Source organism: Clostridium sp. M62/1 (genome assembly GCF_020736365.1).
Taxonomy (GTDB): domain Bacteria; phylum Bacillota; class Clostridia; order Lachnospirales; family Lachnospiraceae; genus Otoolea; species Otoolea saccharolyticum_A.
In genome coordinates, this window is record NZ_CP085988.1 from 1416467 (window position 1) to 1439311 (window position 22845).

The following is a 22845-nucleotide window of genomic DNA, read 5'->3' on the forward strand; positions in this document are numbered from 1 at the left end:
AGGAAGAAAAAAGGAGGTGAGAGTATGGCAGAATATCTGAAAGAGCTGTATTCGTGGATCGCGTTTGTCCCGAATATGACATTAAAAAACCTTCTGGAAATTGTAATTATTGCATTTGTAGTCTACGAGGTTCTGGTCTGGATTAAGAACACAAGGGCATGGGCACTTTTAAAGGGGATCCTTTTTATCTGTGCGTTTGCGCTTGCGGCTGCCGTACTGGAACTGGACACCATCCTTTGGCTGCTGGGTAAGGCATCCTATATTGCCATCACCGCACTGCTTATTATATTCCAGCCGGAACTCAGACGCGCTCTGGAACAGCTGGGGAGCAAAAATGTTCTGACCGGTCTGTTTGCCAATGACGACGGCAAGGTGAAGGAAACCTTCAGCGAGAAGACAATCAATGAGCTGACAAGAGCCTGCTTTGAGATGGGAAAGGTTAAGACAGGGGCTCTCATGGTAATTGAGATGGAAACCTCTCTGAGCGATGTGGAGCGCACCGGAATCGAGGTGGACGGAATCATCACAAGCCAGCTCCTGATCAATATTTTTGAGCATAACACCCCTCTTCACGACGGAGCAGTGGTTATCCGGGGAAACCGGGTGACAGCTGCTACCTGTTATCTGCCTTTGTCCGACAATATGGACATCAGCAAAGATCTTGGCACGCGCCACAGGGCGGCTGTAGGAATCAGCGAAGTGACCGACAGCCTGACTCTTGTAGTTTCAGAAGAAACAGGCCGTGTGTCCGTGGCCTCAGGAGGAAGGCTGATCCGTGTCTCTGATGCGGAACAGCTGAAGGAAATTCTGTCCAGAGCAGTGAAGAGGGAGGAGACGACGGCTGCCAGGTTTAAGATTTGGAAGGGAAGGCGGAAGAATGAAAGAAAAGCTGACTAAAAATGCAGGACTTAAGCTGATCTCACTGCTCTGTGCCTTCCTGGTGTGGCTCGCCGTTGTGAATGTGGCAAACCCGGTTCAGACAAAGAGTGTGGAAGTGCCTGTCTCGATCACAAATGAGTCAGTTCTGGAGAGCTCCAATCTGACGTACCAGATTGACGGAAAGAGCACTGTGACAGTTCAGGTGAGCGCCAGGGCCCGCGACATCTACCGGTTCAGTGCAGATGACTTCAGGGCCTATGCGGATCTGGCCGATCTCTACACGGTGACGGGAGCTGTTCCTGTTACCGTAGAGATTCTGAACGATGAGGAGTACCTGGTGGGGAATGCGGCTTTCGCAGGAGCCAAGTATGAGGTAAAGGCGCCAGGAGTTGTCCACATTAAAACTGAAGAGCTTCAGACAAAACGGTTTTCTCTGACCTACCACATAACGGGAACCCCGGCTGGCGACGGAGAATATGCCCCTGGCCAGGTGGAAATGAATCCCGACTATGTGTATGTGAGAGGCCCGGTATCCCTGATCGGGCAGATCAGCAGTGTGGGAATTGAGATTGACGTGGAGGGGAAGGACAGTGACGTGTCTGGAACGGCATCCCCGAAATTCTATGATGCCAATGATAATGAGCTGCCCTTAGGCGATACGGTTACAATCCTGGGCGGAGATATTTCTTATGAGATGACGATGCTGAGGGTAAAGACCCTTGCCCTTGACTTCCAGGTGTCAGGGGAGGTGGCTGACGGCTACAGGATGACGGGAATTGACTGCGATGTGACGAGCGTTTCCGTGGCAGGCCTGCGCTCTGTGCTTGCCAATATGAACACCCTTCCAATTCAGAGTCCGGAGCTCTCTGTGGAAGGAGCCACAGCCGACAAAGAATGCGAGATCGATCTGGCAGATTACCTGCCGGCAGGGCTTGAGCTGGCCGGACTGGATAACACGGTTGTGAAGGTAACGCTCCAGGTAGAGCCTCTGCAGAACAGAGTTTACACGGTATATCAGGAAGATATTGAGATGACAGGAGCTTCTGACAGCTACAGCTATGAGCTGCAGGGCTCTGAGGTCAAGATTACCGTGCGCGGACTGAAAGAGGATTTGGACAGCCTGTCTCCGGATAAGATGAATCTGTCGCTGGATGTGCTGGGCATGACGCCGGGAACCCATACGGCGGTTCTCAAGTATCAGCTGGACGAGGCCTATGAAATGATAGGAATTCCTTCGGTGACAGTGGAAGTCACAGAGAGGACGGCTCACTCCTCGGCAGACACTGCATCGGGAACGGAAGATGAAGAGGAACAGAAAGCTCAGGAATCTGGACAGTCCGGGACAGCAGGCGCAGACAGAGACACAGAGGACAGGCAGGAATAAAGCAGCGGAGAAAGTCATGTACTTTCTCCAAATGCCGGAAAGAAATAACACAGGAGAAGTTTTATGGTTAAAGCAAAAGTAAAAATTAAGAATACCAGCGGTCTCCATCTGAGACCGGCGGGAATTCTCTGCAACGAGGCGGTGAAATACCAGTCTCAGATAACGTTCAATTATAAAAACAGTTCATCGAATGCAAAAAGCGTGCTGAGCGTTCTGGGAGCCTGCATTAAATGCGGGGATGAGATTGAATTCATCTGTGAGGGAAAAGACGAGGAAAAGGCGCTGTCCGCCATGTTAAAGGCAGTCAACGACGGTCTGGGCGAATAGCAGCCTCAGATAGAAGGAGGAAAAAGAAAATGGCATCAGGAACAGGAGCATCTGCCGGCATCGGCATTGGAAAGGTTGTAATTCTTAAGGAAGAGACTCTCGTAATCAGGCGCGATACAGTGGCTGATGCTGCGGCAGAGAAGGAGCGTTTTAAAAGGGCTGTGGAAAAGAGCATCGAGGATACGCAGGCCCTGGCTGCCGATATGGCAGAGAGAATCGGAGAAAAAGAAGCTGAGATTTTAAACGGTCATCTGATGCTTCTGCAGGACCCGATGATGACCATGGAGATAGAGGGAAAGATCGACAGCGAAAAGCTGTGCAGCGAGGCGGCCATTGAGGACGTGTGCACGATGTATGCGGATATGTTTGCATCTATGGACGACGAACTGATGCAGCAGAGGGCTGCCGATATGAGAGATATCAAGACCAGAATGCAGAAGGTGCTTCTGGGCGTCAAGTCTGTGGACGTATCGGCGCTTCCCAAGGGAAGTGTACTGGTGGCAGAGGATCTGACTCCTTCTGTCACAGCCGGAATCAATCCGGAAAATGTAACGGGAATCGTGACAGAGCTGGGAGGACGCACCTCCCATTCAGCCATTCTTGCCAGGGCGCTGGAGATCCCGGCTGTAGTGGCTGCCGCAGGCATTCTGTCCCAGGTAGCCGACGGCGATGAGATTATCCTGGACGGAGAGAGCGGAGAGATCTTCGTGAAGCCGGAAGAGTCCGTAAAGGCAGAGTATGAGGCAAAGAGAGCTTCCTACCTGGCTGAGAAGGAGGAACTTAAGAAATATATCGGCAGGGAGACGATCACAAAGGACGGCGTAAAGATAGAGGTGGCAGCCAATATCGGGCGGCCGGAGGACGTGGATCGTGTGCTTTCCTATGACGCAGAGGGCATCGGACTGTTCCGCACAGAATTCCTGTTTATGGATCGCACCTCCATGCCTACAGAGGAGGAGCAGTTTGAGGCTTACAGGAAGGTAGCCGTTGCCATGAACGGAAAGCCGGTCATTATCAGAACGCTGGATATAGGCGGCGATAAGGAGATCCCTTACATGGGACTGAAAAAGGACGAAAATCCATTCCTGGGCTACCGGGCAATCCGTTTCTGCCTTGACAGGAAAGATGACATTTACCGTCCGCAGCTTCGCGCCCTGCTGCGTGCCAGCGCATTCGGAGCCATCAAGATTATGGTTCCGATGGTAACCTGCGTGGAGGAGTACCGTGAGGCAAAGGCTCTGATTCACGAGATTATGGACGAGCTGGAACAGGAGGGAATCCCTTACAATAAAGACATTCAGGTAGGAATCATGGTAGAGACGGCTGCAGCTTCTCTGATGGCTGACGTGTTTGCCAGGGAGGTAGATTTCTTCAGTATCGGCACAAATGATCTGACCCAGTACACCATGTCTGTGGATCGCGGAAACGATAAGGTATCCTACCTGTACTCCACCTTCAATCCGGCTGTTTTGAGAAGCATCCGCCATATTATCGAGTGCGGAAGGAAAGAGGGCATCATGGTCGGAATGTGCGGGGAGGCAGCCAGCGATCCGCTGATGATCCCGCTGTTAGTGGCGTTCGGATTAAATGAGTTCAGCATGAGCGCTTCCGCTGTGCTGAAGGCCAGAAAGATGATCACAGAGTGCGACAGCAGAAAGCTTCAGGAGATGGCGGACAAGGCTATGAGTTTTGTGACTGCTTCTGAGATTGAGAGCTTTATGAGGGAATTCACAGAGAAGAATTTTCTGTAGAGGATGACAATCTGCCAGACAAAGTCTGGCAGAACATGACGGGAGCTGCCTGACGAAAGAGAACAGGCAGGTTCGGGCCTGCTGAAAGCGGCCTGCAAAAATCTGCCTGGATGAGGGATGAAAGAAAAGAGGTGCTGCATAATTATGATTGTAACTGGTACAACTATAATTATGCAGCCTTTTGCTTTTGGGGAAATTTAAGGATCTTCCCAAAAAACTCTTTGGAAACAGACAGAGCTTTCGCAGGAAGCAGACGCTTTAGGAGGAGCAGAGTCTGTCATCGACAGGGGGCGGACTGCCCGGAGGAAACGAAGGTTTCCTGAATATCATGTACGTGAGGATGAAGAAGATGATTGTTTACCTGATATGCTATCTGGCCTCTTTTCTGACGGCCATAATGGGTCATTACTATTTTTCAGGATTTTTCCTGATAGGCGCAGCCGTTTACCTCTACGTGAGAGAGTTCAGAAGAACGGGGAACTGCATCCATCTGAGAGGAATTTTTTCTCTGGCCTGGGTGGGCGGGCAGGGAATTTCCTGTCTGAAGCTGAGCCGCCTGGCAAGGGACTGGAGCCTGATGACATGGCTCTGCTTTCTGGCTGCCTTCCTGGGTTTTTATTTTGCCTATGAGTTTTTTGAGAGGAGAGGCCGGAATAACTATAACAGCTACGCTGCCAGGTGGAAAGGGCAGAAGCGCTGGCACGATTTCCGTTCCTGCGAGGAGCCGGTGTTTGTGTGTGCCGTGGCCATAGCGGTCGTTTCCCTGCTCTGCTTCGCGGCAGAGGCGGTGATTCTCGGATATGTGCCGTTTTTCCTCAGGGGAGTGCCTCACGCATATTCCTATTTTCACATTACGGGAGTCCACTATTTTACCGTATCCTGTGTGCTGGTACCGGCCCTTACGGTTATATTCTTTCACTCCAATGGAGGGCGGGACAGGTTAAAGACAGGGATCCTGATAGGTATGGACGTGATAGCCCTGCTGATTCCGATTCTCTGCGTTTCCAGGTTTCAGCTGATCCTGGCAGTGGCGCTGGCGGTAATCACCTATCTGATGATGGATATTCATATTGATCCTTTGCAGATGATGGCAGGGGCAGCGGGACTGTTTGTGGTCATGGTGATCGTCTATGTGATTCTGACCATTGCCAGAAGCCACGATGTGGAGTATCTGAACGGAATTTTTGAGATGAAAAACAGCAGGATGCCGATTTTCATCACACAGCCCTATATGTATATTGCCAATAACTATGATAACTTTGACTGTCTGGTGGAGGCCCTGGCTTCAGGGCACAGCCACAGCTTCGGAATCAGAATGCTCTTCCCGCTCTGGGCACTGACAGGGCTTAAGTTTCTCTTCCCGCAGCTGACAGCCTTTGAGCTTTTCACCACAAAGGAGGAACTGACAACCGTTACGCTGTTCTATGACGCCTACTACGACTTCGGGATCATCGGCGTCGTGCTCCTGGCCTGTGCGCTGGGAGCGCTGGCCTTCTATCTGACAGATATGGTGAAGCATATCAGGAACCCGATCGGGTATCTTCTGTATGCCCAGATTGCTGTGTACTTTGGCCTGTCTTTTTTCACCACCTGGTTCAGCAACCCGGCCACCTGGTTCTATCTGGTCCTGACAGGAGCCGCGGCAGTGTACGTGGAGTGGCGTCGGTAGGAGAGCCTGAAGATAAAAACATTTGCAGAAAAATTATGAGAGGAGAGGAAGGTTATGATTTCAGAAAAAATGCAGCCATTGCTCAAAAACAACTCAGCGATCAGGATGATGTTTGAGGAAGGGAAAAAGATGGCAGCTGTCTACGGGGCAGAGAATGTGTATGATTTCAGCCTGGGAAACCCCAGCGTCCCGGCGCCGAAGGAGGTGGAGCAGGCCATTTTGGATATTCTGAGAGAGGAGGATTCTCTGTTTGTCCACGGCTATATGAGCAATGCAGGGTATGAGGATGTGAGGGAGGCCATTGCCCAGTCCTTAAACAGACGTTTTGGCACAGCCTTTCACCAGGACAACATCCTGATGACAGTGGGGGCGGCCAGCGGGCTGAACGTGATCCTGAAAACCCTCTTAAATCCCGGTGAGCAGGTGATTGTCTTTGCCCCGTATTTTGTGGAGTATGGCTCCTATGTCCGCAATTATGACGGGGAGCTGGTGGTGATCCCGCCGAATACCAAGGACTTTCAGCCGAACCTTGAGGAGTTTGAGAAGCGCATCACAGAAAAGACAAAGGCTGTGATTATCAATACGCCCAACAATCCGACGGGCGTGATCTATTCGGAGGAAACGCTGAGAGCCATGGCAGGCATCCTGGAAGAAAAGGAGAGAGAGTTCGGCCATCCCATCGTACTGATTTCCGACGAGCCTTACAGGGAGCTGGCCTACGACGGGGCGGTGGTTCCCTTTGTTACGAAGTATTACAGAAACACCGCTGTCTGCTACTCCTACAGCAAATCTCTCTCTCTTCCCGGAGAGCGGATCGGCTATCTGCTCATCCCGGACGAGATGGAGGAGGCGAAGGCCGTTTTCTCAGCGGCAGTTATCGCAAACCGTGTGCTGGGCTGTGTCAATGCCCCTTCTCTGATGCAGAGGGTGATTATGAGATGTGTGGACGCCGAGGTGAATGTGGATGCCTACGACAGAAACCGAAACCTCCTCTATAACGGGCTGAGGGAATGCGGCTTTGAGTGCATCAAGCCGGAGGGGGCATTTTACCTGTTTATGAAGACTCCGGCAGATGAGAAGGAGTTCTGCGAGAAGGCCAAGGAGCATCACGTGCTGGTGGTTCCCGGAAGTTCCTTTGCGTGTCCCGGCTATGTGAGGATTGCCTACTGCGTTTCCTATGAGATGATTGAGAGATCCCTTCCGGCTTTCAGGGCGATCGCAGAGTATTACGGGCTGACGAAATAGGCGGGGAGTCCGGAAAAGGACAGGATATAATAAGAGAACAGGGAGTGTCTGAGCACAGGCAGATCATGGGGGATTGGCAGAGTCAGGAGGCTGGCATATGGAAGAGGCAAAAAGATATCTGAGGACAATTCTTAATATTCTGATTCCTCTGACAGGAATCTATCTGGTGTGTTTCTGGGGACCAAAGCTGCTGGGATTTTTTATCCCATTTGTCATCGGCTGGGTCATTGCGCTGATAGCCAACCCTCTGGTCCGGTTTCTCGAGAGAAGGATGAGGATTGTGAGAAAGCACGGCTCTGCTCTGATTATCGTGGGAGTTCTGGCGCTCATTATCCTTCTTCTCTATCTGGTGATCGGAAAGCTGTATACGGAGCTCAGAGACTTTATCGGAGCTCTGCCGGCTCTCTACGAGAACGCGGCTTTGGAGATACAGGGAGCTCTGGAAAACGGGGGGAGGCTGTTCGAATTTCTGCCGGATGAGTTTCAGGAGACAGTGGCAAGGGTCACGGAAAATCTGGGAAGCTATATGGGACAGATTGTATCGAAAGCAGCTGCTCCGACTGTGGAAATCGCAGGAAATGTGGCAAAGGGGATCCCGAATGCGCTGGTGAATACCGTGATCACGATTCTGTCCGCCTATATTTTTATCGCGGAGCAGGACCGGATGATGGAATGGATGAGAGGAATCCTGCCAGAGTTTATCCTTCGGTATATAGCCTATCTGAAGAAGGACGCAAAGGGGCTGATCGGGGGCTATTTTCTTGCACAGTTTCGGATTATGTTTGTGGTTGCCGCAATTCTGGCTGTTGGCTTCCTGTTTCTCCATGTAAGCTACGGCCTTGTCCTGGCTGTCCTGATTGCAATTCTGGATTTCCTGCCTGTATTTGGGACAGGGACAGCGCTGTTTCCCTGGGCGGCGGTAAAGCTCTTTACCGGAGATTACGGATATGCGGCAGGGCTTTTGATCCTCTACGTGGTCACTCAGGTGGCAAGACAGCTCATTCAGCCGAAGATAGTCGGAGACTCCATGGGACTGCCGCCGCTTATGACGCTGCTTCTGCTGTATCTTGGATTTAAGGTGAAGGGGCTGGCCGGCATGATCCTGGCTGTGCCGATTGGGCTTATATTTATCAATTTTTATAAATACGGGGCTTTTGACTCCCTGATTGAAAATGTTAGAATCCTGATCCGGGATATCAACGAGTTCCGCCGGGGAGGAAGAGACGGGCAGCAGTAGGATGCCTGTGCTGTTTACAGTTTTCTGCGCCCCGGAGGAGAGCCGAAGGACTTTTTGTAGGCTCTCAGGAAGGCGGAATAGTTTTTAAAGCCGCAGCGGTAGCAGGTTTCCGTTACCGAAAGACCGGAATCTAACAGAGCCCTGGCCATTAAGAGACGCTTCTCAGTGATGTATTCCATGAGGGTGCAGCCGGTTTCCCGCTTAAAAAGCCGCATCATGTGGGAGCGGCTTAAAAAGACGCGGGTGGCCAGAGCGTCGATGGAAAAATCGGCGGAAGGATTTTCGCAGATCAGGCGCATCAGGGAGAGGACGGCGGCGTTGGGACAGGAAGCTGTCAGGGGGACGGCCTCCCCGGACACGGCAGCTCTGTTCAGATAGATGAGAAATTCCATAAGCAGCAGGCGGCGCAGGAGAACATCGCAGAAGCCCTGCTCTGAGCAGGCCTTTTCCAGTCTTAAAAGGGACTCAAACAGGAGACTGTTCTGCATGGAGGGCAGGCGCAGTACATAGGAGCTGGTTTCACCTGCAGAGGAAAACAGCCGTGAGAGCTTTCCCACTCCCCCCTCCTCAGAGGCCAAAAATTCAGGGGAAAGGTAGAGAATCAGCCGGCTGTAGGGGGCTCCTGGCTTTATCTCCGGTCTGTGGATCGAGTAGTGGGGGACCAGCACAATGTCATAGGGCTCCAGGGTGTAGGAGGTTCCCTCGATGCTGTAGCCGGAGGCGCCGCCAAGAAAGATGACTGCCTTGTCGAAATCGTGATAATGGTAGGAAATGGGAGCCCTGACTGGCTGAGTCAGGTGGAACAGGCGGAATTCCTCAGACAGATAGCCGCGCTTTTCGTATTCCTCCTCTGATAGATGGCAAAATGAGCTCAAGCAAAAACCTCCCTGTTTTTCATAATAGTAAAATCAGTTACAGCCAAGCCATGTATCTTCTTGCCCGCTTAAAGCGGGCGGGGAAGCATCTGGCGTCCGCCTTGGCATTTTCCTGTCCCAATCTTCGCATGGTTGAACTGTTACCAAAATTATAATGGAAACAGAGCACTAAATGCAAGATAAAGAGCAGAAAACTTATATTATTTGTGGATAGTGCGGTGTAAAATAAAAATAATGGAGAGCTAAGATGCCGCGCCGCAGGAAGGCGGGCATCAGATTTCCGGCTGAAGGGAGGAGTTATCATTGAAGGCTGTACTTGAAAAATATCACTGCATGGGAAATGATTACCTGGTTTTTGATCCAAATAAAAATGAGATGAAGCTGGGGGAGGAGCAGGTGAAGATGCTCTGTGACAGAAATTTTGGCATCGGTTCAGACGGAATTCTGGAGGGGCCGATACTGGACGGAGAGCAGATGTATGTGAAGATCTATAACCCGGATGGAAGCGAGGCCCCGAAGAGCGGAAACGGCATGGGGATTTTTGCCAGATATCTGAGGGATGCGGGATATGTGCAGAAGACAAAGGTATCCTGGATGACGCTGGGCGGTCCGGTGACCGTGTACTACCTCAATGAGGAGGGAACCCGCGTTAAAATTTCCATGGGAAAACCTACTTTCTGGAGTGATGAGATACCCGTGACGGGAGAGCGCAGAGAGATGGTCAATCAGACCATGGTGTTCGGGAAAATCCCCTATATAACTACCTGCCTGTCCATTGGAAATCCTCACTGTGTCATCTGGATGAATGAGATCTCTAAAGAACTGGTCTGCCGGATTGGAGAACACTCGGAGAACGCCCCCTGCTTCCCGGAAAAGGTGAACACCCAGCTTTTAAATGTTCTCGACAGGACAAACATTCAGATTGAAATCTATGAGAGAGGCGCAGGATATACACTGGCGTCAGGAAGCTGCGCCTGTGCTGCTGCCTGTGCGGCAAACCGGCTGGGTCTTGCAGACCGAAATATGTATGTGCACATGCCCGGAGGAATCCTTGAGGTGGAGATAAAGGAGGACGGAGTGGTGTACATGACCGGAGAGGTCGGCTATATCGGAAATATGACTCTGGGCTGCGAGATGGTGGAGAAGCTCAGGAAGGCGGATCGGAGCTGAGCTGCATCGGGAGATTCTGGCAAAGCTGCAGACAGAAACCGGCAGACAAAAAAACGACAGATAAAAAATCGGAAGACCAAAATTGACAAATAGAAATTGACAAACAGGGACGCCGCTGTTATAGTAAAAAAAGAGCGAGGGAGCTTTCTGCAAAGGGAGCTCTCTCTTTTGTTATTATATAACAGGAAACTTCGTTCCCCATTATATAATAACGCTCCGCGGGGATCGCACTGGGTTGGAAAGGAAGAATGCCGTTGATGCGCACTCGCGCGCAAGGTAAAAATTGCCTGAAGGCAACCGCGCTCGGCGCGAGTGTGCGCCAAGGCGCACACTTTTTTGCACAGGGAAGCGGATTTCCTGTGAAAGGTGCCAAAGCGCTCAGATATGATATTCTTAAATTCAGAAAAATGATAAAATCAGAAGGGAAGGAGCTGAGAAAAGGTGGAGTTAGAAAAACAGGAAGGAAGCAGAGGGGAGAAAAGAGAAAGCGGACAGGCAGAAGAGCTCATAGAGCTGGAGGGGGAAGAAGCGGCCGAAATGGACAGGGAGACGGCTCTGGAACTGGATGAGAAAACGGCTGATATTATTAAACTGCAGTTTTCTGATCTGTGCGGACGGCTGAAATCTGTGGAAATTCCCGGAAGGGCAGAACCCGGTTGGGAGAGGCTGGAGGCCGTGGAGGCAGAGGCGGTGACAGGGGAAACAGAGGAGCGGCCTGAATTAGGAGAGGGCAGGAAAAGGGGAAGCAAACGCAGAGAGATGGTTTTCCTAAAACCGGAGTGGGATACGTGGCTTCCCATGAGCTGGGAGACGGGAACGGGAGATGCGGCCCGGGTTATCTGCCAGGTGACAGACCGGGAGGGAAGTCCCATGTGGAGCGATTCCAGAGAGGTGCTGAAAAGGGAACTTCTCCGCCAGGAGAGAAGAGGGCGCACCTTTCAGTTTGCCTTTGGCTGCGAGTTTTTCCTGTTTCACACCGATGAGGAAGGAAGGGCCACGACTGTCACCCACGAGACGGCGGGATACTGCGACGGAGGAACCATTGACCTGGCAGAAAGCGTGCGCCGCGACATGCTCCTAGGACTTGAGGAAGCGGGAATCCAGGTGGAGTATGTGACCCACGGGTGCGCGCCCGGACAGCATGTTTTCCGCCTGAAGGCCAGGAGAGGAGTGCAGGCCGCAGATGAGCTGCTGGCATTTCGGGCTATCATACGCAGAACTGCAAAAAGCCATGGCCTTCACGCATCCTTTATGCCAAAGCCGCTGAATGGATTCGGGGGCTCAGGGCTTGAGATAGAGGTTTTGCCGGAGCTTATACAGAAGAGTCGGGGAGAGGAAAAGGAAAGGAAGGCATTGTGCCTGGAGGCAGCAGAACGTCTCAGACAGAGTCTGGGGGAGATGGCTCTTTTAACAAATCCACTGGTAAATTCCTACCGGCGTCTTGCGGCTCTCAGAGAAGAGGGAGCTGACAGGGAGGACTTTGTCCGGAGTTCGGAGACGGGGCTTCAGTTTTTCCTGGCTGACTCCTCCGTAAATCCCTACCTGGCCCTTGCGGCTGTGCTGGCAGCTGGATTTGGGGAGCAGGAGGAGAGAACCAAAATACAAAAGGACATCAAGAGGCAGGAACTTCCCTCTACGCTGGGAGAGGCAGTCTCCGTGTTTTCAGAGAGCGCAGGGATGAGAAAGCTGCTGGGAGAGAGACTGTTCTCCTTTTATGCAGAAATGAAGATTAAAGAGTGGAAGCGCCATATATCCTGGGTGAGCGACTGGGAGCTTCGGGAGTATCTTTCCAGATATTGACAGACAGATTTTGGGCGCTGGAAAACGGGACAGCCGGGAAGGCAGGATACAGGCTTAGGACAGAAAGGCGGAGGACGTGACGAACATAATTGTGGCTTTTGCAAGACAGGAGGATGGGCGGAAAATAAAGAGCATACTGGTAAAAAGCGGATTTTTGGCTGTGACTGTCTGTACCTGCGGAGCCCAGGTGCTGAGCCAGTCAGGACTTTTGGGTTCAGGCATCGTCGTCTGCGGCTACCGGTTCGGGGATATGAACTGCAGACAGCTGAGGGAACAGCTGTCCGACCGGTTCGAGATGCTGTTAGCTGCCTCGCCCAGCCTCTGGAGCGGTGAGAGGATGGGAGAGATCGTCTGTCTTCCTGCGCCGTTTACAGTGAAGGATCTGGTCGGTACGGTCAGGATGATGGAGCAGATAGCTGTGCAGAAGGAGAGACGGCTGAGAAGCCTGAAGCGGGAGAGAAGCGAGGAGGAAAAGCGCCTGGTGGCTGAGGCCAAACGGATACTGATGGACAGAAACCGGATGACGGAGCCCCAGGCCCACCGCTACCTGCAGAAATGCAGCATGGACAGCGGCACCAGCCTGCCGGAGTCTGCGGCCATGGTGATCCGCCTGTACCGGCAGAGCTGACAAATCAGGATATTGAAAAACCAGGCATACAGATAATGATAGAAAAGAAATTATACCAGGAAGGAAGCAACAGGAGGAAGAAACATGAAGTTTACAAAGATGCAGGGACTTGGAAATGACTATGTATATGTGGACTGCTTTAAGGAAACTGTGGAAAACCCGGAAAAAACGGCCGTTTTTGTGAGCAACCGCCATTTCGGGATCGGTTCAGACGGCCTGATCCTCATCAAACCGTCCAAGGTGGCAGACTGCCAGATGGATATGTACAATCTGGATGGTTCCAGGGGAGCCATGTGCGGAAACGGGATTCGCTGTGTGGGAAAATACGCTTACGATCACGGGATTGTGCCGGCAGACAGGAAGGTTCTCACCGTGGAGACGGCCTCCGGGATCAAAACCCTTACGGTAAAGGAGGAGAATGGGAAGGCTGTCCAGCTGACTGTGGATATGGGAAGGCCGGAACAGACCTCAGAAATTCCGGAATCCATTGAGGTGGATGGAAAGGAATATCAGTTTATCGGGATTTCTATGGGAAATCCCCATGCAGTGCTGTTTGTGGATGACACAGCCGCTGTCCCTCTTGAGAGCATCGGACCGAAATTTGAGTGCCACAGGAGATTCCCTGACCGCACCAATACGGAGTTCGTCCAGGTGATAGACAGAGGACATATCAGAATGAGAGTGTGGGAACGGGGGTCAGGGGAGACCATGGCCTGCGGAACAGGGGCCTGTGCCAGCGCAGTGGCCAGCATCCTGTCCGGGTATACCGACACATTGGTGGAGGTGGAGCTTCTGGGAGGCTGCCTGACCATCGAGTGGGACAGAGAAAAGGATACGGTGTATATGACAGGACCGGCCGTGGAGGTATTTAACGGCGAGATTGCGATCCCCTAGAAGCTACAGATCCTTCTTTCCGGGGAAAGGCTACACTTTTTTTATTGTTCTTCATAGAATAAAGTAGAACTGCCGGCTGGCATCTTATGTTTCTTAGCTCAGAAAAGGAACAGAGCTGCCAGAGAGGAAGGAATGGGAAAGAGAAAAGAGGCTGAAGACTGCAGCAGCGTACATTCCGGTATCTCCTTCCGGCACAGAACAGAAAGGAGCCTTTCTCTTAATATGAAAAAGAGAGTTGTGATAGATGCGGGACACGGGGGAACCAGAGATCCGGGGGCTGTATATTTTGGAAGACAGGAAAAAGATGATGCGCTGCGGCTTGCCCTGGCGGTAGGCTCGCTCCTGGAGGACCGGGGGTTCGAGGTAGTTTATACGAGAGTCAGCGACGTGTATGATACGCCTTACGAGAAGGCCCAGATGGGGAACAACGCAGAGGCCGATTATTTTGTTTCCATCCACAGAAATGCAGCCGGAGTGCCCGAAAATGCATCAGGGATTATGACACTTGTTTATGCGGATGAGGGATTCCGGGGAATTTTGGCAAGAGAGATCAATGAGGAACTGAAAAAAACTGGTTTTCAGGATCTGGGAGTGGTGGAGAGGCCGGGACTGGTAGTCCTGAGAAGGACACAGATGCCGGCGGTCCTTGTGGAGGCAGGATTTATAGACAATCCGGAGGATAACCGCATGTTTGATGAAAAGTTTGAGGAGATCGCAGAGGCAATCGCCGCGGGAATTGAGAAGGCTGCCGCCAGAGACGAGAGAGAGAAGCCGCCTGTCTACTATATGGTACAGACAGGGGCCTACCGGATGCGGGCCCTGGCAGAGCAGCAGCTCATTCAGCTTCAGTCGCAGGGCTATCCCGCCTATCTCGTCTACGAGGATGGGTATTACAAGGTGAGAGTCGGCGCCTTCCGGAATCTGGACTACGCGGCGGCTCTCGAAGCAGAGCTTAGGGATCACGGATATGCCACCATGATAGTGAGAGATTACAGCACAGAGGACAAAAAGAAGATGGAGTCTTCCATGTAAAAGGAGGGCGCTGCGGCAAAATGAGGCGGCAGCGCCCTTTTCGATGGCCGGGACGGATCTTGCGGAATGGATTGCCCGGAAGGAGGACAAACTGGACAGGGAAGGCAATTTTTAGTAAAATGAATCATACGTATAAAGAAGAATAGAAAGGGAATCAGAAAAAGAGAACAGAGACAGAAAGCTAAGGCCGCAAGCCTGCGAAAGAGGATGGGGCAGACGGCCTGGCAGTCAGCAAAAAGTGAGAAAGGAAGCCGGGAAAGACAGATGAAGATAGAAGAAAAGCAGAGTGGAAAGCTGGAGCGAATGAAGGAGCTGATAGGGATTCTCCGGGAGGCTGGACGGGCCTATTACCAGGAAAGCCGGGAAGTCATGAGTAACTTTGAGTACGATCGGCTCTACGATGAACTTCTTGAGCTGGAGCGGGAGACGGGGACTGTATTTGGAAACAGCCCGACACAGAATGTAGGCTATGAGGTGGTCAGCTCCCTTCCGAAGGAGAGACATGAAAGTCCCATGCTCTCACTGAACAAGACAAAGAGCGTGGAGGAGCTGAAGGAATGGCTGGGAGAGCAGAGCGGGCTCCTTTCCTGGAAAATGGACGGTCTCACGATTGTCCTGACCTATGAAGAGGGAAAACTTGTGAAGGCGGTTACCAGAGGAAACGGAGAGATCGGCGAGGTGATCACAAACAATGCGAAAACTTTCGTCAACGTTCCCATGACCATTCCCTACAAGGGGCAGCTTGTGCTCCGCGGGGAAGCAGTGATCCGGTATTCAGATTTTCTGAAAATCAATGAGGAGATTGAGGATGTGGATGCCAGATACAAAAACCCCAGAAACCTGTGCAGCGGGTCTGTGAGGCAGCTGAACAGTGAGGTTACGGCTCAGAGAAAGGTGAGATTTTTCGCATTCAGCCTGGTGTCTGCCGACGGAGTGGATTTTAAAAATTCCAGGGAGGAACAGTTTCTGTGGCTTAAGTCCCAGGGCTTTGAAACGGTGGAATACCGGCTGGTGACGGCAGATACCCTTGAGGCGGCTGTGGCATCTTTTTCCGAGGCTGTGGAGAAGAATGACGTGCCGTCAGACGGGCTGGTTCTGCTGTTTGACGATATTGCCTATGGACAGTCCCTGGGAAGGACTGCCAAATTTCCCAGAGACTCCATTGCCTTTAAATGGGCGGATGAGATCCAGGAGACAACCCTTTCCTATATTGAGTGGAGCGCGTCCAGGACAGGGCTTATTAACCCGGTGGCAGTATTTGAGCCGGTGGAGCTGGAGGGTACCACAGTAAGCAGGGCCAGCGTCCACAATATCAGTATCATGGAGGCCCTGGAGCTGGGAGAGGGAGACCGCATTACCGTTTACAAGGCCAATATGATTATCCCCCAGATTGCAGACAACCTTACAAGAAGCGGAGTGAGAGATATTCCCGAAACCTGTCCTGTCTGCGGAGGAAAGACGGAAGTGAGGAAGGTAAACGATGTCAAATCGCTGTACTGCACCAATCCGGACTGTCAGGCCAAAAAGATCAAGAGCTTTACCCTGTTTACCAGCAGGGACGCCCTCAATATAGGGGGACTGTCCGAGGCGACCCTGGAAAAGTTCATCGCCAGAGGCTTTATTCACGAATATGCGGATATTTTTCATCTGGACAGGCATGAGGAGGAGATTGTAAATATGGAGGGCTTTGGGAAGAAATCCTTCGATAAGCTGACAGAGGCGGTGAAGAGGGCCGCAGACACAACCCTTCCCCGGGTCGTGTACGGCCTGGGTGTGGCAGGAATCGGGCTTGCCAACGCCAAGATGCTGTGCCGCCATTTCCAGTATGATTTTCATGCCATGCGCTGCGCGGGAAAGGAAGAGCTGACAGCGGTGGACGGAATCGGCGAGGTGCTTGCCGACGCCTGGATCCAGTTCTTCGCAGATGAAAAGAATAACCAGATGGTGGACCGGCTGATGGAGGAGCTGACCATAGAGGCTGCTCCAAAGGAGGAAGGGGAGAGGACAGAGCTCTTTGAAGGGCTTGTGTTTGTCATCACAGGCTCGGTGGAGCACTTTAAGAACCGCAAGGAGGTTCAGGAGATCATTGAGTCCAGAGGGGGGAAGGTGACGGGAAGCGTCACAGCAAAAACCAGCTATCTGATCAACAATGATGCCGCATCAAATTCTTCTAAGAATAAGAAGGCCAGAGAACTCGGGATTCCTGTTATCACAGAGGAGCAGTTTATAGAAATGCTGGGAACAGATTCTGCGAAGCAGTGAGAAAGAAGCAGGATTGGCGGGAGAGAGAAAAGCAGGCTCTCCCGGGAAAGATAAATACAGACTGTTTGGCAGAGCGCACCAGAAGAACAGCAGAGGGCTGGGGTCAGGGCATCCTGGAGGGATGCGCTCTGACCGGCCCGGGGAAACTTCTGATGCGCTCTCTGGTTCTCAGCAGTATTTGTGAAACAGACGTGTAAACAGCTCTGCATGCATCTGCTCGTCTGCGGCAATTCGTTTCAGATTGTCGCAGATATTGGGATCCTGAATCCAGGATGCCTGTTTCAGGTATTTGCTGCAGGCTTCCCGCTCTGAGGCGATGGCAGCAGAGAGAAGTTTCTTGATAGAGGAGGAGTAGTGCAGATAACCGGCATCCCAGTACATATACCTTCCGGTGCGCAGGCTTCTGGTCCAGAGCCTGGGATCTGCGCCTAGCTGCATGGCGAGCTGACCGAAGATTTTCAGGTGATGCATTTCCACGATATTGACCTGGTGGAAGGTCTCAGAAATTTCCGGGCATTCGGCGGAGAGAAGAGAGGAATAAAAATACTGTCCCACAGCCGTCATCTCTGAGAACTGGCCGCCCAGATTGTCAAGCATTGCAGAGGCATAGCGGGGATTCTGGCATCCGGCCTTGACGGGAGGGTAGGGGGTGGCTGCGCGGAAGGCCTGCTCGCCGGGGCGAAGGCCATGGGGATGAAATTCGCCGCAGCGGGGCCCGCCGGGAAAAGCCTCTCCCGGGCCTGAGTTTCCGGGCGCACACGGACTGTCTTTTCTGATTCCCTGACTTTTGAGCTGAGATCTTGAAGCCTCAGCCGTTTCGCCGTTTTTTTCAGCCCGGTTTATCTCGGATCGGTTTGTCTCCTCCATCTCAGCCTCCGTTTTGCAGCTGTCAAAGCGGTTTTTGTCCGCTCTGTTTCTGGCGCGTGGGTCGGCGTCCTGAATGTGCATGGAAGAAAAGGAAGACAGGCTTCCTTGGCTTGGGGAGCCGTTCGGCTGACAGCTATCCTGGCCCTTGGAGGGCTGCTTTCTGATATGATTCTGATAGATGACCTGGCCTTTCAGAGGCTGACCTGTCTGCGAAACCGTCTGTCTGACAGAGACCTGCTTCATATGGTCTGACGAACCTGAGGCAGACTGGGCGGTAAGAGCCTCATTCTGTTCCTGAACATTGGAAAAATCCGATTCCTGCATGAAAATTTCCTTTCCATAACAGCAGATAGGACAGCTTCTGCTGTTACGCCTTTCGGGTTTTATTTATTCTATTTTATGAGTCACGCTGGCAATTATGTTTAAAATGTGATATGATACCCTACGGCAGTCCGCCTTTTTGCGAAGCGAAAGACAAAACGCAGACAGGAGGAAGAGCTGCCTTACTGACAGTAAAATGGAGGGATGTTATGCCTATTAAAATACAGAAGGATCTGCCGGCAAAGGCGATTCTGGAAGCGGAAAACATTTTTATGATGGATGAGGACAGGGCCTTAAGACAGGACATCAGGCCGCTGGAAATCCTGATTCTGAATCTGATGCCGATCAAGGAGGAAACGGAAACACAGCTTTTGAGGGCTCTTTCCAACACTCCGCTGCAGGTGGACTGTACTTTTTTGATGCTCTCGTCCCACGTCTCGAAAAATACATCTGCCAGCCATCTCAATAAGTTTTATGTGACATTTGACGAGGTGAGACGGAAAAAATATGACGGAATGATTATTACAGGGGCTCCTGTGGAAAATATGGAGTATGAGGAGGTCAACTACTGGGAGGAGCTCACGGACATTATGGAGTGGAGCAAAACCCATGTGACCTCCACCCTCCACATCTGCTGGGGGGCTCAGGCGGGACTTTACTACCACTACGGAATCCCTAAATATAAGAGGGAGAGGAAACTCTCCGGCATCTACCGGCATCAGGTGCTGAACAGGAAGGTTCCCCTTGTCAGGAGCCTGGATGATTACTTCTACTGCCCCCACTCCAGATGGACAGAGGTGAGGGAAGCGGATGTGGCAAAGCACCCGGAGCTGATGCTTTTGTCCCGCTCTGAGCAGGCAGGCGTTTTTCTGGTGATGAGCCGGGACGGAAGGCAGATATTTATGCAGGGACATCCGGAATACGATCGGATGACGCTGAACAATGAATATCACAGGGATTTGAGCAAGGGAATGAATCCGGAGATACCGTACAATTACTATGAAGACAACGATCCGTTTTCAGTTCCGACGCTGAAATGGCGCAACGTGGCCAACACTCTCTACACCAACTGGCTGAATTTCTATGTATATCAGGTGACTCCGTATCTTTTGTCGGAGGATTGAGAAAAGGCTTGTAAAATAAGGGAAAAATGACACTTTAGTCAATGAAAGTACTTTGCGGGAAAATGGCGAAAATACCCCATTTTTGATAGTTAAATGGGGTAGAAATGGGGCAGTAAATATAACCAGTGAAAAGACCTATATAACATCAAAAAAGACTATGAAATGGAGTATAATTATGAATGGTATGAATGATGCTATACAGGTAGATTTAGACGTTCTGTTAGTTAAAATGGAATCAATTTTAAACCTTATCACCTTGTTAGAAGAAGCCTTTGCAATGAGCCAGAATATACAGGGAGAATCAGTTATGAGGGTATTAAAATTACTGCTTACTGACTTAGATGATCAGTTATCGGAGTTTATAGAATAAGATTGTATTAAAAAAAATACAATTTATTTTTTAAACCATTCCATTGGAGCAGAATTTTTTACTCTGGATTATTTGGTAAAAATGATGTTTATTAAGACGAAAATCCATTTCAAGAATTAAAATGGGAAAAATATAAGGTAAACAGGTAAAGTGGCTTTAAAGGCTTATTATGAGCTTTTAGAGCCACTTTTGCTATACCATGAGCAAATTTGGGGGACTTTAAAAAAGATGAAATTGTGATATAATGTATTTTACAACCAAACACATACAGAATTGAAATCTGAAGGAGAAAACCCAGTATGATGAAATATAGTGGACTTTTAAAGATAGATATAATACGGAAAGGCGGTGTGAAGAAAAGATAGCAGAACCATGCTGAAAATTGAATAAGCCGTTATGAAACCGTAATGTCTTGTTATATCATGTGATTTGATATATACCGGGGACTGCTAACCCTCGAAAGAGGAAGTAATAGGAAAAGGCGTTAAATCATTTAGATGGAGCATAATCTGTCTGTTGATTTAGCGTCTTTTTGTTTTTTAGAGAAAAGAAAGATAGATATTAGAGTATTACGAAACATATGAGATAGTTTCTCAGAACTTTGGAAGCTGTGTCAATAGCAGTTTTAAAAGGATAATAGGAAAATCTAATAATTCTATTGTCTATGAAAGTTTATATATTAAATAAAGATAAAAGGAGAAATGATTATGAATGAATTACAAATTTTTAATAATGAGGAGTTTGGTCAGGTAAGAACATTAATAATTAACAATGAGCCTTGGTTTGTTGGGAAGGATGTAGCTGAAATTCTTAATTATACAAATCCAAGAAAAGCTATTAGTGATCATATAGATGAAGAAGATAAGGGGGTAACGAAATGTGACACCCTTGGTGGAGTTCAAAATTTAACTATTATAAATGAATCAGGTCTTTATAGTTTGATTCTTTCCAGTAAACTTCCAAATGCCAAAAGATTTAAACATTGGGTAACATCAGAAGTCCTTCCCTCAATTCGTAAGACAGGTGGATATGTAAATGATGACGAACTTTTTGTTAATACTTATCTTCCCTTTGCTGATGATATGACAAAACAATTGTTTAAAGCAACTTTACAAACAGTTCGTAGACAAAATGAAATTATTGAATCTCAAAAAGAAAGATTGCCACACAAAATCAACAAATCGTAGAGATGGAGTAATTAAATTTACACAAATAAAAGGCATATTTTCAATTTGTAAAGGAAGGGGATAAAAATATCATGGAACAAATAAAAATGGATTCTAGCTGATTATACGGCGTGAAAAAGTAAAGTTTAGAGGAGACGGAATAGGAAGGGAGGGGATAGGCGATTACCAAAGAAAAAATAGAATGGAAGAGGAGGGAAAATATAGTGACAGGATAAAAACACTTATTATGATTACGGTATATTTATAGGAAAGATAATATTACTAAAGTATATGTGTATATATGCAGGAACAAAGGAAATCACTGATTTTAGTGTATTTTATAAGGGGGATATTATCAAAAAATGCGAATGGAAAATATTAGAAATAGATGGTAGCAGATACGTTACCTTTAAGGGAGATTTAATTTAAATAATTTAATAATCTTGCTTCGCTTTTGCAAGCTACGCAATCTTATATAAATATATTTAAATTAAATCTTTGTCTAATATATTTCAAAATTTATTTAAAACATAAAGCATTTTTCCGAGTGCTTTGACGGACAAGCCGTAAATCACTCTTCAAAATGTATGTGTTTAAATAAATTTGTGAAACATATCAGACAATCAAAAAATATTTGAATTTTAAGCCGCGACTGAATAGAAGCGGCATAGTAATAATAGGGTAGTTTTGAAATGCGTATAAACAATTTAAAAATATATATAATTCAAAACTACCCTAAATTGATATGAAAGGATAAATATGAGTAGTAGATATATAGTAAATTTAGAAAATTTAGCAGAAATTAATGTGAACCAAGAATTTCCATCGAAGTCAAGTTTATATCAGCTTTTACTTGGAATGAAGCCAGATGGACAAATTGCCCGTAGATATATGCGACAAGAAATTGAAAGATATTTAAAATTTGAAGAGATAGGAACCGGACATAGAATTAAAATAACAGAAAAATATTCAGAACCGATATTCAGAAAAGAAAATCGTGGTGGAAGAAATAATACTAAATATATCCAATATGTAGAAAAGTTAATTTTAGAAGCAGGAAGTTTTACAAAAGTTTCATGGGAAATTTTCAGTGCATTATATGGTATTGGAGATAAAGAATTTTGGAAAAGGAATGAAGAAGATACTCCTGTGATTTGGTATTTTAAGCAGATGATTCGTGATAAATTAAATACAATTAATGATTCTGCCTTTAAATCGTTAACTAATCAAGGAATTATTGAACATAATCTGATTTGGGTAAAAAGTAAAGATAATAATATAATTGAGTTAGATGATGATGAATTAGCAATAGTAGAAAACCTTCAAAATGAAATTTGTAAAGAATTAGAGTGCTCTTTACAGGATGCTTTGAGAAGCCATAAGAAATTTCCCAAATATAAAAAAAGATTTGAGAATAGGATAAAAAAATACGGTTTTAAACCTTTTCAGGCACATAAAGTTATAATTGGGAAAAAATACTTATTGTCAAAAGAGGAGTATGAAGAAAGTCAAAAAATACTAAAAGAGGAAGTTGCATATTACATATATAAACAAATAATGGAAAGCAGAGATAAAAGTTACAAAAAAAATCGGAAAAGAAGAGTAAGAGGATTTGGACAAGGTAGTAAGTTGTACTTACATCCGTTTGATTTAAAAGAAAGATCAGATGTTCTAGAAGTTTATTGTAAACTGTTTGGATTGAAAAGTTTTGAAGAAGCGGAAGATAGATATAAAGTACGTTATAAAATTGAGAATAAAGAAGATATTATGAAAGAAAAACAAGAAATTTTATATACTGTCTGTTAAAGAATTGTGTATAAAGTCCTGCTGCCAGTGTCGTTGTT

Annotated in this window: 19 protein-coding genes; 17 read left to right on the top strand and 2 right to left on the bottom strand. The window is 48.5% G+C overall.

Annotation, left to right across the window (positions count from 1 at the left end; genetic code table 11):
• The first annotated feature begins 24 nt into the window (after positions 1–24).
• The 7 genes from cdaA to ytvI all read left to right on the top strand — a co-directional run bounded on the left by cdaA (position 25) and on the right by ytvI (position 8492).
• The gene (gene cdaA / locus LK436_RS06935) at positions 25–897 is read left to right on the top strand and encodes a diadenylate cyclase CdaA (protein ID WP_008397450.1); all 873 of its coding nucleotides are present in this window, start codon (positions 25–27) and stop codon (positions 895–897) included.
• Positions 878–2263 (top strand): YbbR-like domain-containing protein, encoded by a 1386-nt coding sequence (locus LK436_RS06940; protein ID WP_008397448.1) that lies wholly within the window; start codon positions 878–880, stop codon positions 2261–2263. The genes cdaA and LK436_RS06940 overlap by 20 nt, the downstream gene beginning before the upstream one ends.
• Before the next feature lie 63 nt (positions 2264–2326).
• The gene (locus LK436_RS06945; protein WP_008397447.1) at positions 2327–2590 is read left to right on the top strand and encodes an HPr family phosphocarrier protein; all 264 of its coding nucleotides are present in this window, start codon (positions 2327–2329) and stop codon (positions 2588–2590) included.
• Between the two features lie 29 nt (positions 2591–2619).
• Positions 2620–4341 carry a phosphoenolpyruvate--protein phosphotransferase gene (gene ptsP, locus LK436_RS06950; protein WP_008397446.1) on the top strand — a complete coding sequence of 574 codons (1722 nt, stop codon included), beginning with the start codon at positions 2620–2622 and terminating at the stop codon, positions 4339–4341.
• Between the two features lie 349 nt (positions 4342–4690).
• Positions 4691–6010 (top strand): O-antigen polymerase, encoded by a 1320-nt coding sequence (locus tag LK436_RS06955; protein WP_044931232.1) that lies wholly within the window; start codon positions 4691–4693, stop codon positions 6008–6010.
• A gap of 54 nt (positions 6011–6064) precedes the next feature.
• Positions 6065–7255 carry a pyridoxal phosphate-dependent aminotransferase gene (locus LK436_RS06960; RefSeq protein WP_008397441.1) on the top strand — a complete coding sequence of 397 codons (1191 nt, stop codon included), beginning with the start codon at positions 6065–6067 and terminating at the stop codon, positions 7253–7255.
• A 97-nt stretch (positions 7256–7352) separates the two neighbouring features.
• Positions 7353–8492: a sporulation integral membrane protein YtvI gene (ytvI, locus tag LK436_RS06965; RefSeq protein ID WP_008397440.1), complete on the top strand. Its 1140-nt coding sequence runs from the start codon at positions 7353–7355 to the stop codon at positions 8490–8492.
• A gap of 14 nt (positions 8493–8506) precedes the next feature.
• On the opposite strand, the gene LK436_RS06970 is transcribed toward ytvI, so the two are convergent.
• The gene (locus LK436_RS06970) at positions 8507–9367 is read right to left on the bottom strand and encodes an AraC family transcriptional regulator (RefSeq protein ID WP_044931155.1); all 861 of its coding nucleotides are present in this window, start codon (positions 9365–9367) and stop codon (positions 8507–8509) included.
• 303 nt (positions 9368–9670) lie between these two features.
• Here LK436_RS06970 and dapF (LK436_RS06975) point away from each other — a divergent pair, with 303 nt between their 5' ends.
• From dapF (LK436_RS06975) to ligA, 6 genes are all read left to right on the top strand, one after another.
• Entirely contained in the window at positions 9671–10537 is an 867-nt protein-coding gene (gene dapF / locus LK436_RS06975; RefSeq protein ID WP_021966209.1) for a diaminopimelate epimerase, read from the top strand.
• Positions 10538–10978: 441 nt separating this feature from the next.
• Complete coding sequence (locus LK436_RS06980) at positions 10979–12337, top strand: glutamine synthetase family protein (protein WP_008397436.1); 1359 nt, start codon at positions 10979–10981, stop codon at positions 12335–12337.
• A gap of 76 nt (positions 12338–12413) precedes the next feature.
• Positions 12414–12965 (top strand): ANTAR domain-containing response regulator, encoded by a 552-nt coding sequence (locus LK436_RS06985; RefSeq protein ID WP_008397435.1) that lies wholly within the window; start codon positions 12414–12416, stop codon positions 12963–12965.
• 84 nt (positions 12966–13049) lie between these two features.
• A complete protein-coding gene (gene dapF, locus LK436_RS06990) occupies positions 13050–13859 on the top strand; it encodes a diaminopimelate epimerase (RefSeq protein WP_008397434.1) in 810 nt (269 codons plus the stop codon).
• 222 nt (positions 13860–14081) lie between these two features.
• Positions 14082–14891, top strand: coding sequence for an N-acetylmuramoyl-L-alanine amidase (locus LK436_RS06995; protein WP_182433283.1), 810 nt, complete (start codon positions 14082–14084; stop codon positions 14889–14891).
• Positions 14892–15155: 264 nt separating this feature from the next.
• On the top strand, positions 15156–17153 hold the full coding sequence (gene ligA / locus LK436_RS07000; protein WP_021966212.1) for an NAD-dependent DNA ligase LigA: 1998 nt from the start codon (positions 15156–15158) through the stop codon (positions 17151–17153).
• Positions 17154–17321: 168 nt separating this feature from the next.
• On the opposite strand, the gene LK436_RS07005 is transcribed toward ligA, so the two are convergent.
• Entirely contained in the window at positions 17322–18344 is a 1023-nt protein-coding gene (locus LK436_RS07005; protein WP_008397429.1) for a ferritin-like domain-containing protein, read from the bottom strand.
• Between the two features lie 206 nt (positions 18345–18550).
• Between LK436_RS07005 and metA the strand changes: the two genes are divergently transcribed.
• The 4 genes from metA (at position 18551) to LK436_RS07025 (ending at position 22807) form a co-directional block, all read left to right on the top strand.
• Positions 18551–19465 carry a homoserine O-acetyltransferase MetA gene (gene metA / locus LK436_RS07010; protein WP_044931150.1) on the top strand — a complete coding sequence of 305 codons (915 nt, stop codon included), beginning with the start codon at positions 18551–18553 and terminating at the stop codon, positions 19463–19465.
• Positions 19466–19640: 175 nt separating this feature from the next.
• Entirely contained in the window at positions 19641–19835 is a 195-nt protein-coding gene (locus LK436_RS07015) for a hypothetical protein (RefSeq protein ID WP_044931148.1), read from the top strand.
• A 707-nt stretch (positions 19836–20542) separates the two neighbouring features.
• Positions 20543–21022, top strand: a complete 480-nt coding sequence (locus LK436_RS07020) for a Bro-N domain-containing protein (protein ID WP_147594825.1) — start codon at positions 20543–20545, stop codon at positions 21020–21022.
• 738 nt (positions 21023–21760) lie between these two features.
• Positions 21761–22807, top strand: a complete 1047-nt coding sequence (locus tag LK436_RS07025) for a hypothetical protein (protein ID WP_008397422.1) — start codon at positions 21761–21763, stop codon at positions 22805–22807.
• Positions 22808–22845: the final 38 nt, after the last annotated feature.

Excerpts from the sequence above, each read along its gene's own strand:
- LK436_RS06945 (WP_008397447.1), top strand. The coding sequence starts at position 2,327 with ATGGTTAAAGCAAAAGTAAAAATTAAGAATACCAGCGGTCTCCATCTG.
- LK436_RS07005 (WP_008397429.1), bottom strand. The coding sequence starts at position 18,344 with ATGCAGGAATCGGATTTTTCCAATGTTCAGGAACAGAATGAGGCTCTT.
- LK436_RS06955 (WP_044931232.1), top strand. The coding sequence starts at position 4,691 with ATGATTGTTTACCTGATATGCTATCTGGCCTCTTTTCTGACGGCCATA.
- LK436_RS07025 (WP_008397422.1), top strand. The coding sequence starts at position 21,761 with ATGAGTAGTAGATATATAGTAAATTTAGAAAATTTAGCAGAAATTAAT.
- LK436_RS06960 (WP_008397441.1), top strand. The coding sequence starts at position 6,065 with ATGATTTCAGAAAAAATGCAGCCATTGCTCAAAAACAACTCAGCGATC.
- dapF (WP_008397434.1), top strand. The coding sequence starts at position 13,050 with ATGAAGTTTACAAAGATGCAGGGACTTGGAAATGACTATGTATATGTG.
- metA (WP_044931150.1), top strand. The coding sequence starts at position 18,551 with ATGCCTATTAAAATACAGAAGGATCTGCCGGCAAAGGCGATTCTGGAA.
- ptsP (WP_008397446.1), top strand. The coding sequence starts at position 2,620 with ATGGCATCAGGAACAGGAGCATCTGCCGGCATCGGCATTGGAAAGGTT.
- LK436_RS06940 (WP_008397448.1), top strand. The coding sequence starts at position 878 with ATGAAAGAAAAGCTGACTAAAAATGCAGGACTTAAGCTGATCTCACTG.
- LK436_RS07020 (WP_147594825.1), top strand. The coding sequence starts at position 20,543 with ATGAATGAATTACAAATTTTTAATAATGAGGAGTTTGGTCAGGTAAGA.
- ytvI (WP_008397440.1), top strand. The coding sequence starts at position 7,353 with ATGGAAGAGGCAAAAAGATATCTGAGGACAATTCTTAATATTCTGATT.
- ligA (WP_021966212.1), top strand. The coding sequence starts at position 15,156 with ATGAAGATAGAAGAAAAGCAGAGTGGAAAGCTGGAGCGAATGAAGGAG.
- LK436_RS07015 (WP_044931148.1), top strand. The coding sequence starts at position 19,641 with ATGAATGGTATGAATGATGCTATACAGGTAGATTTAGACGTTCTGTTA.
- LK436_RS06995 (WP_182433283.1), top strand. The coding sequence starts at position 14,082 with ATGAAAAAGAGAGTTGTGATAGATGCGGGACACGGGGGAACCAGAGAT.
- cdaA (WP_008397450.1), top strand. The coding sequence starts at position 25 with ATGGCAGAATATCTGAAAGAGCTGTATTCGTGGATCGCGTTTGTCCCG.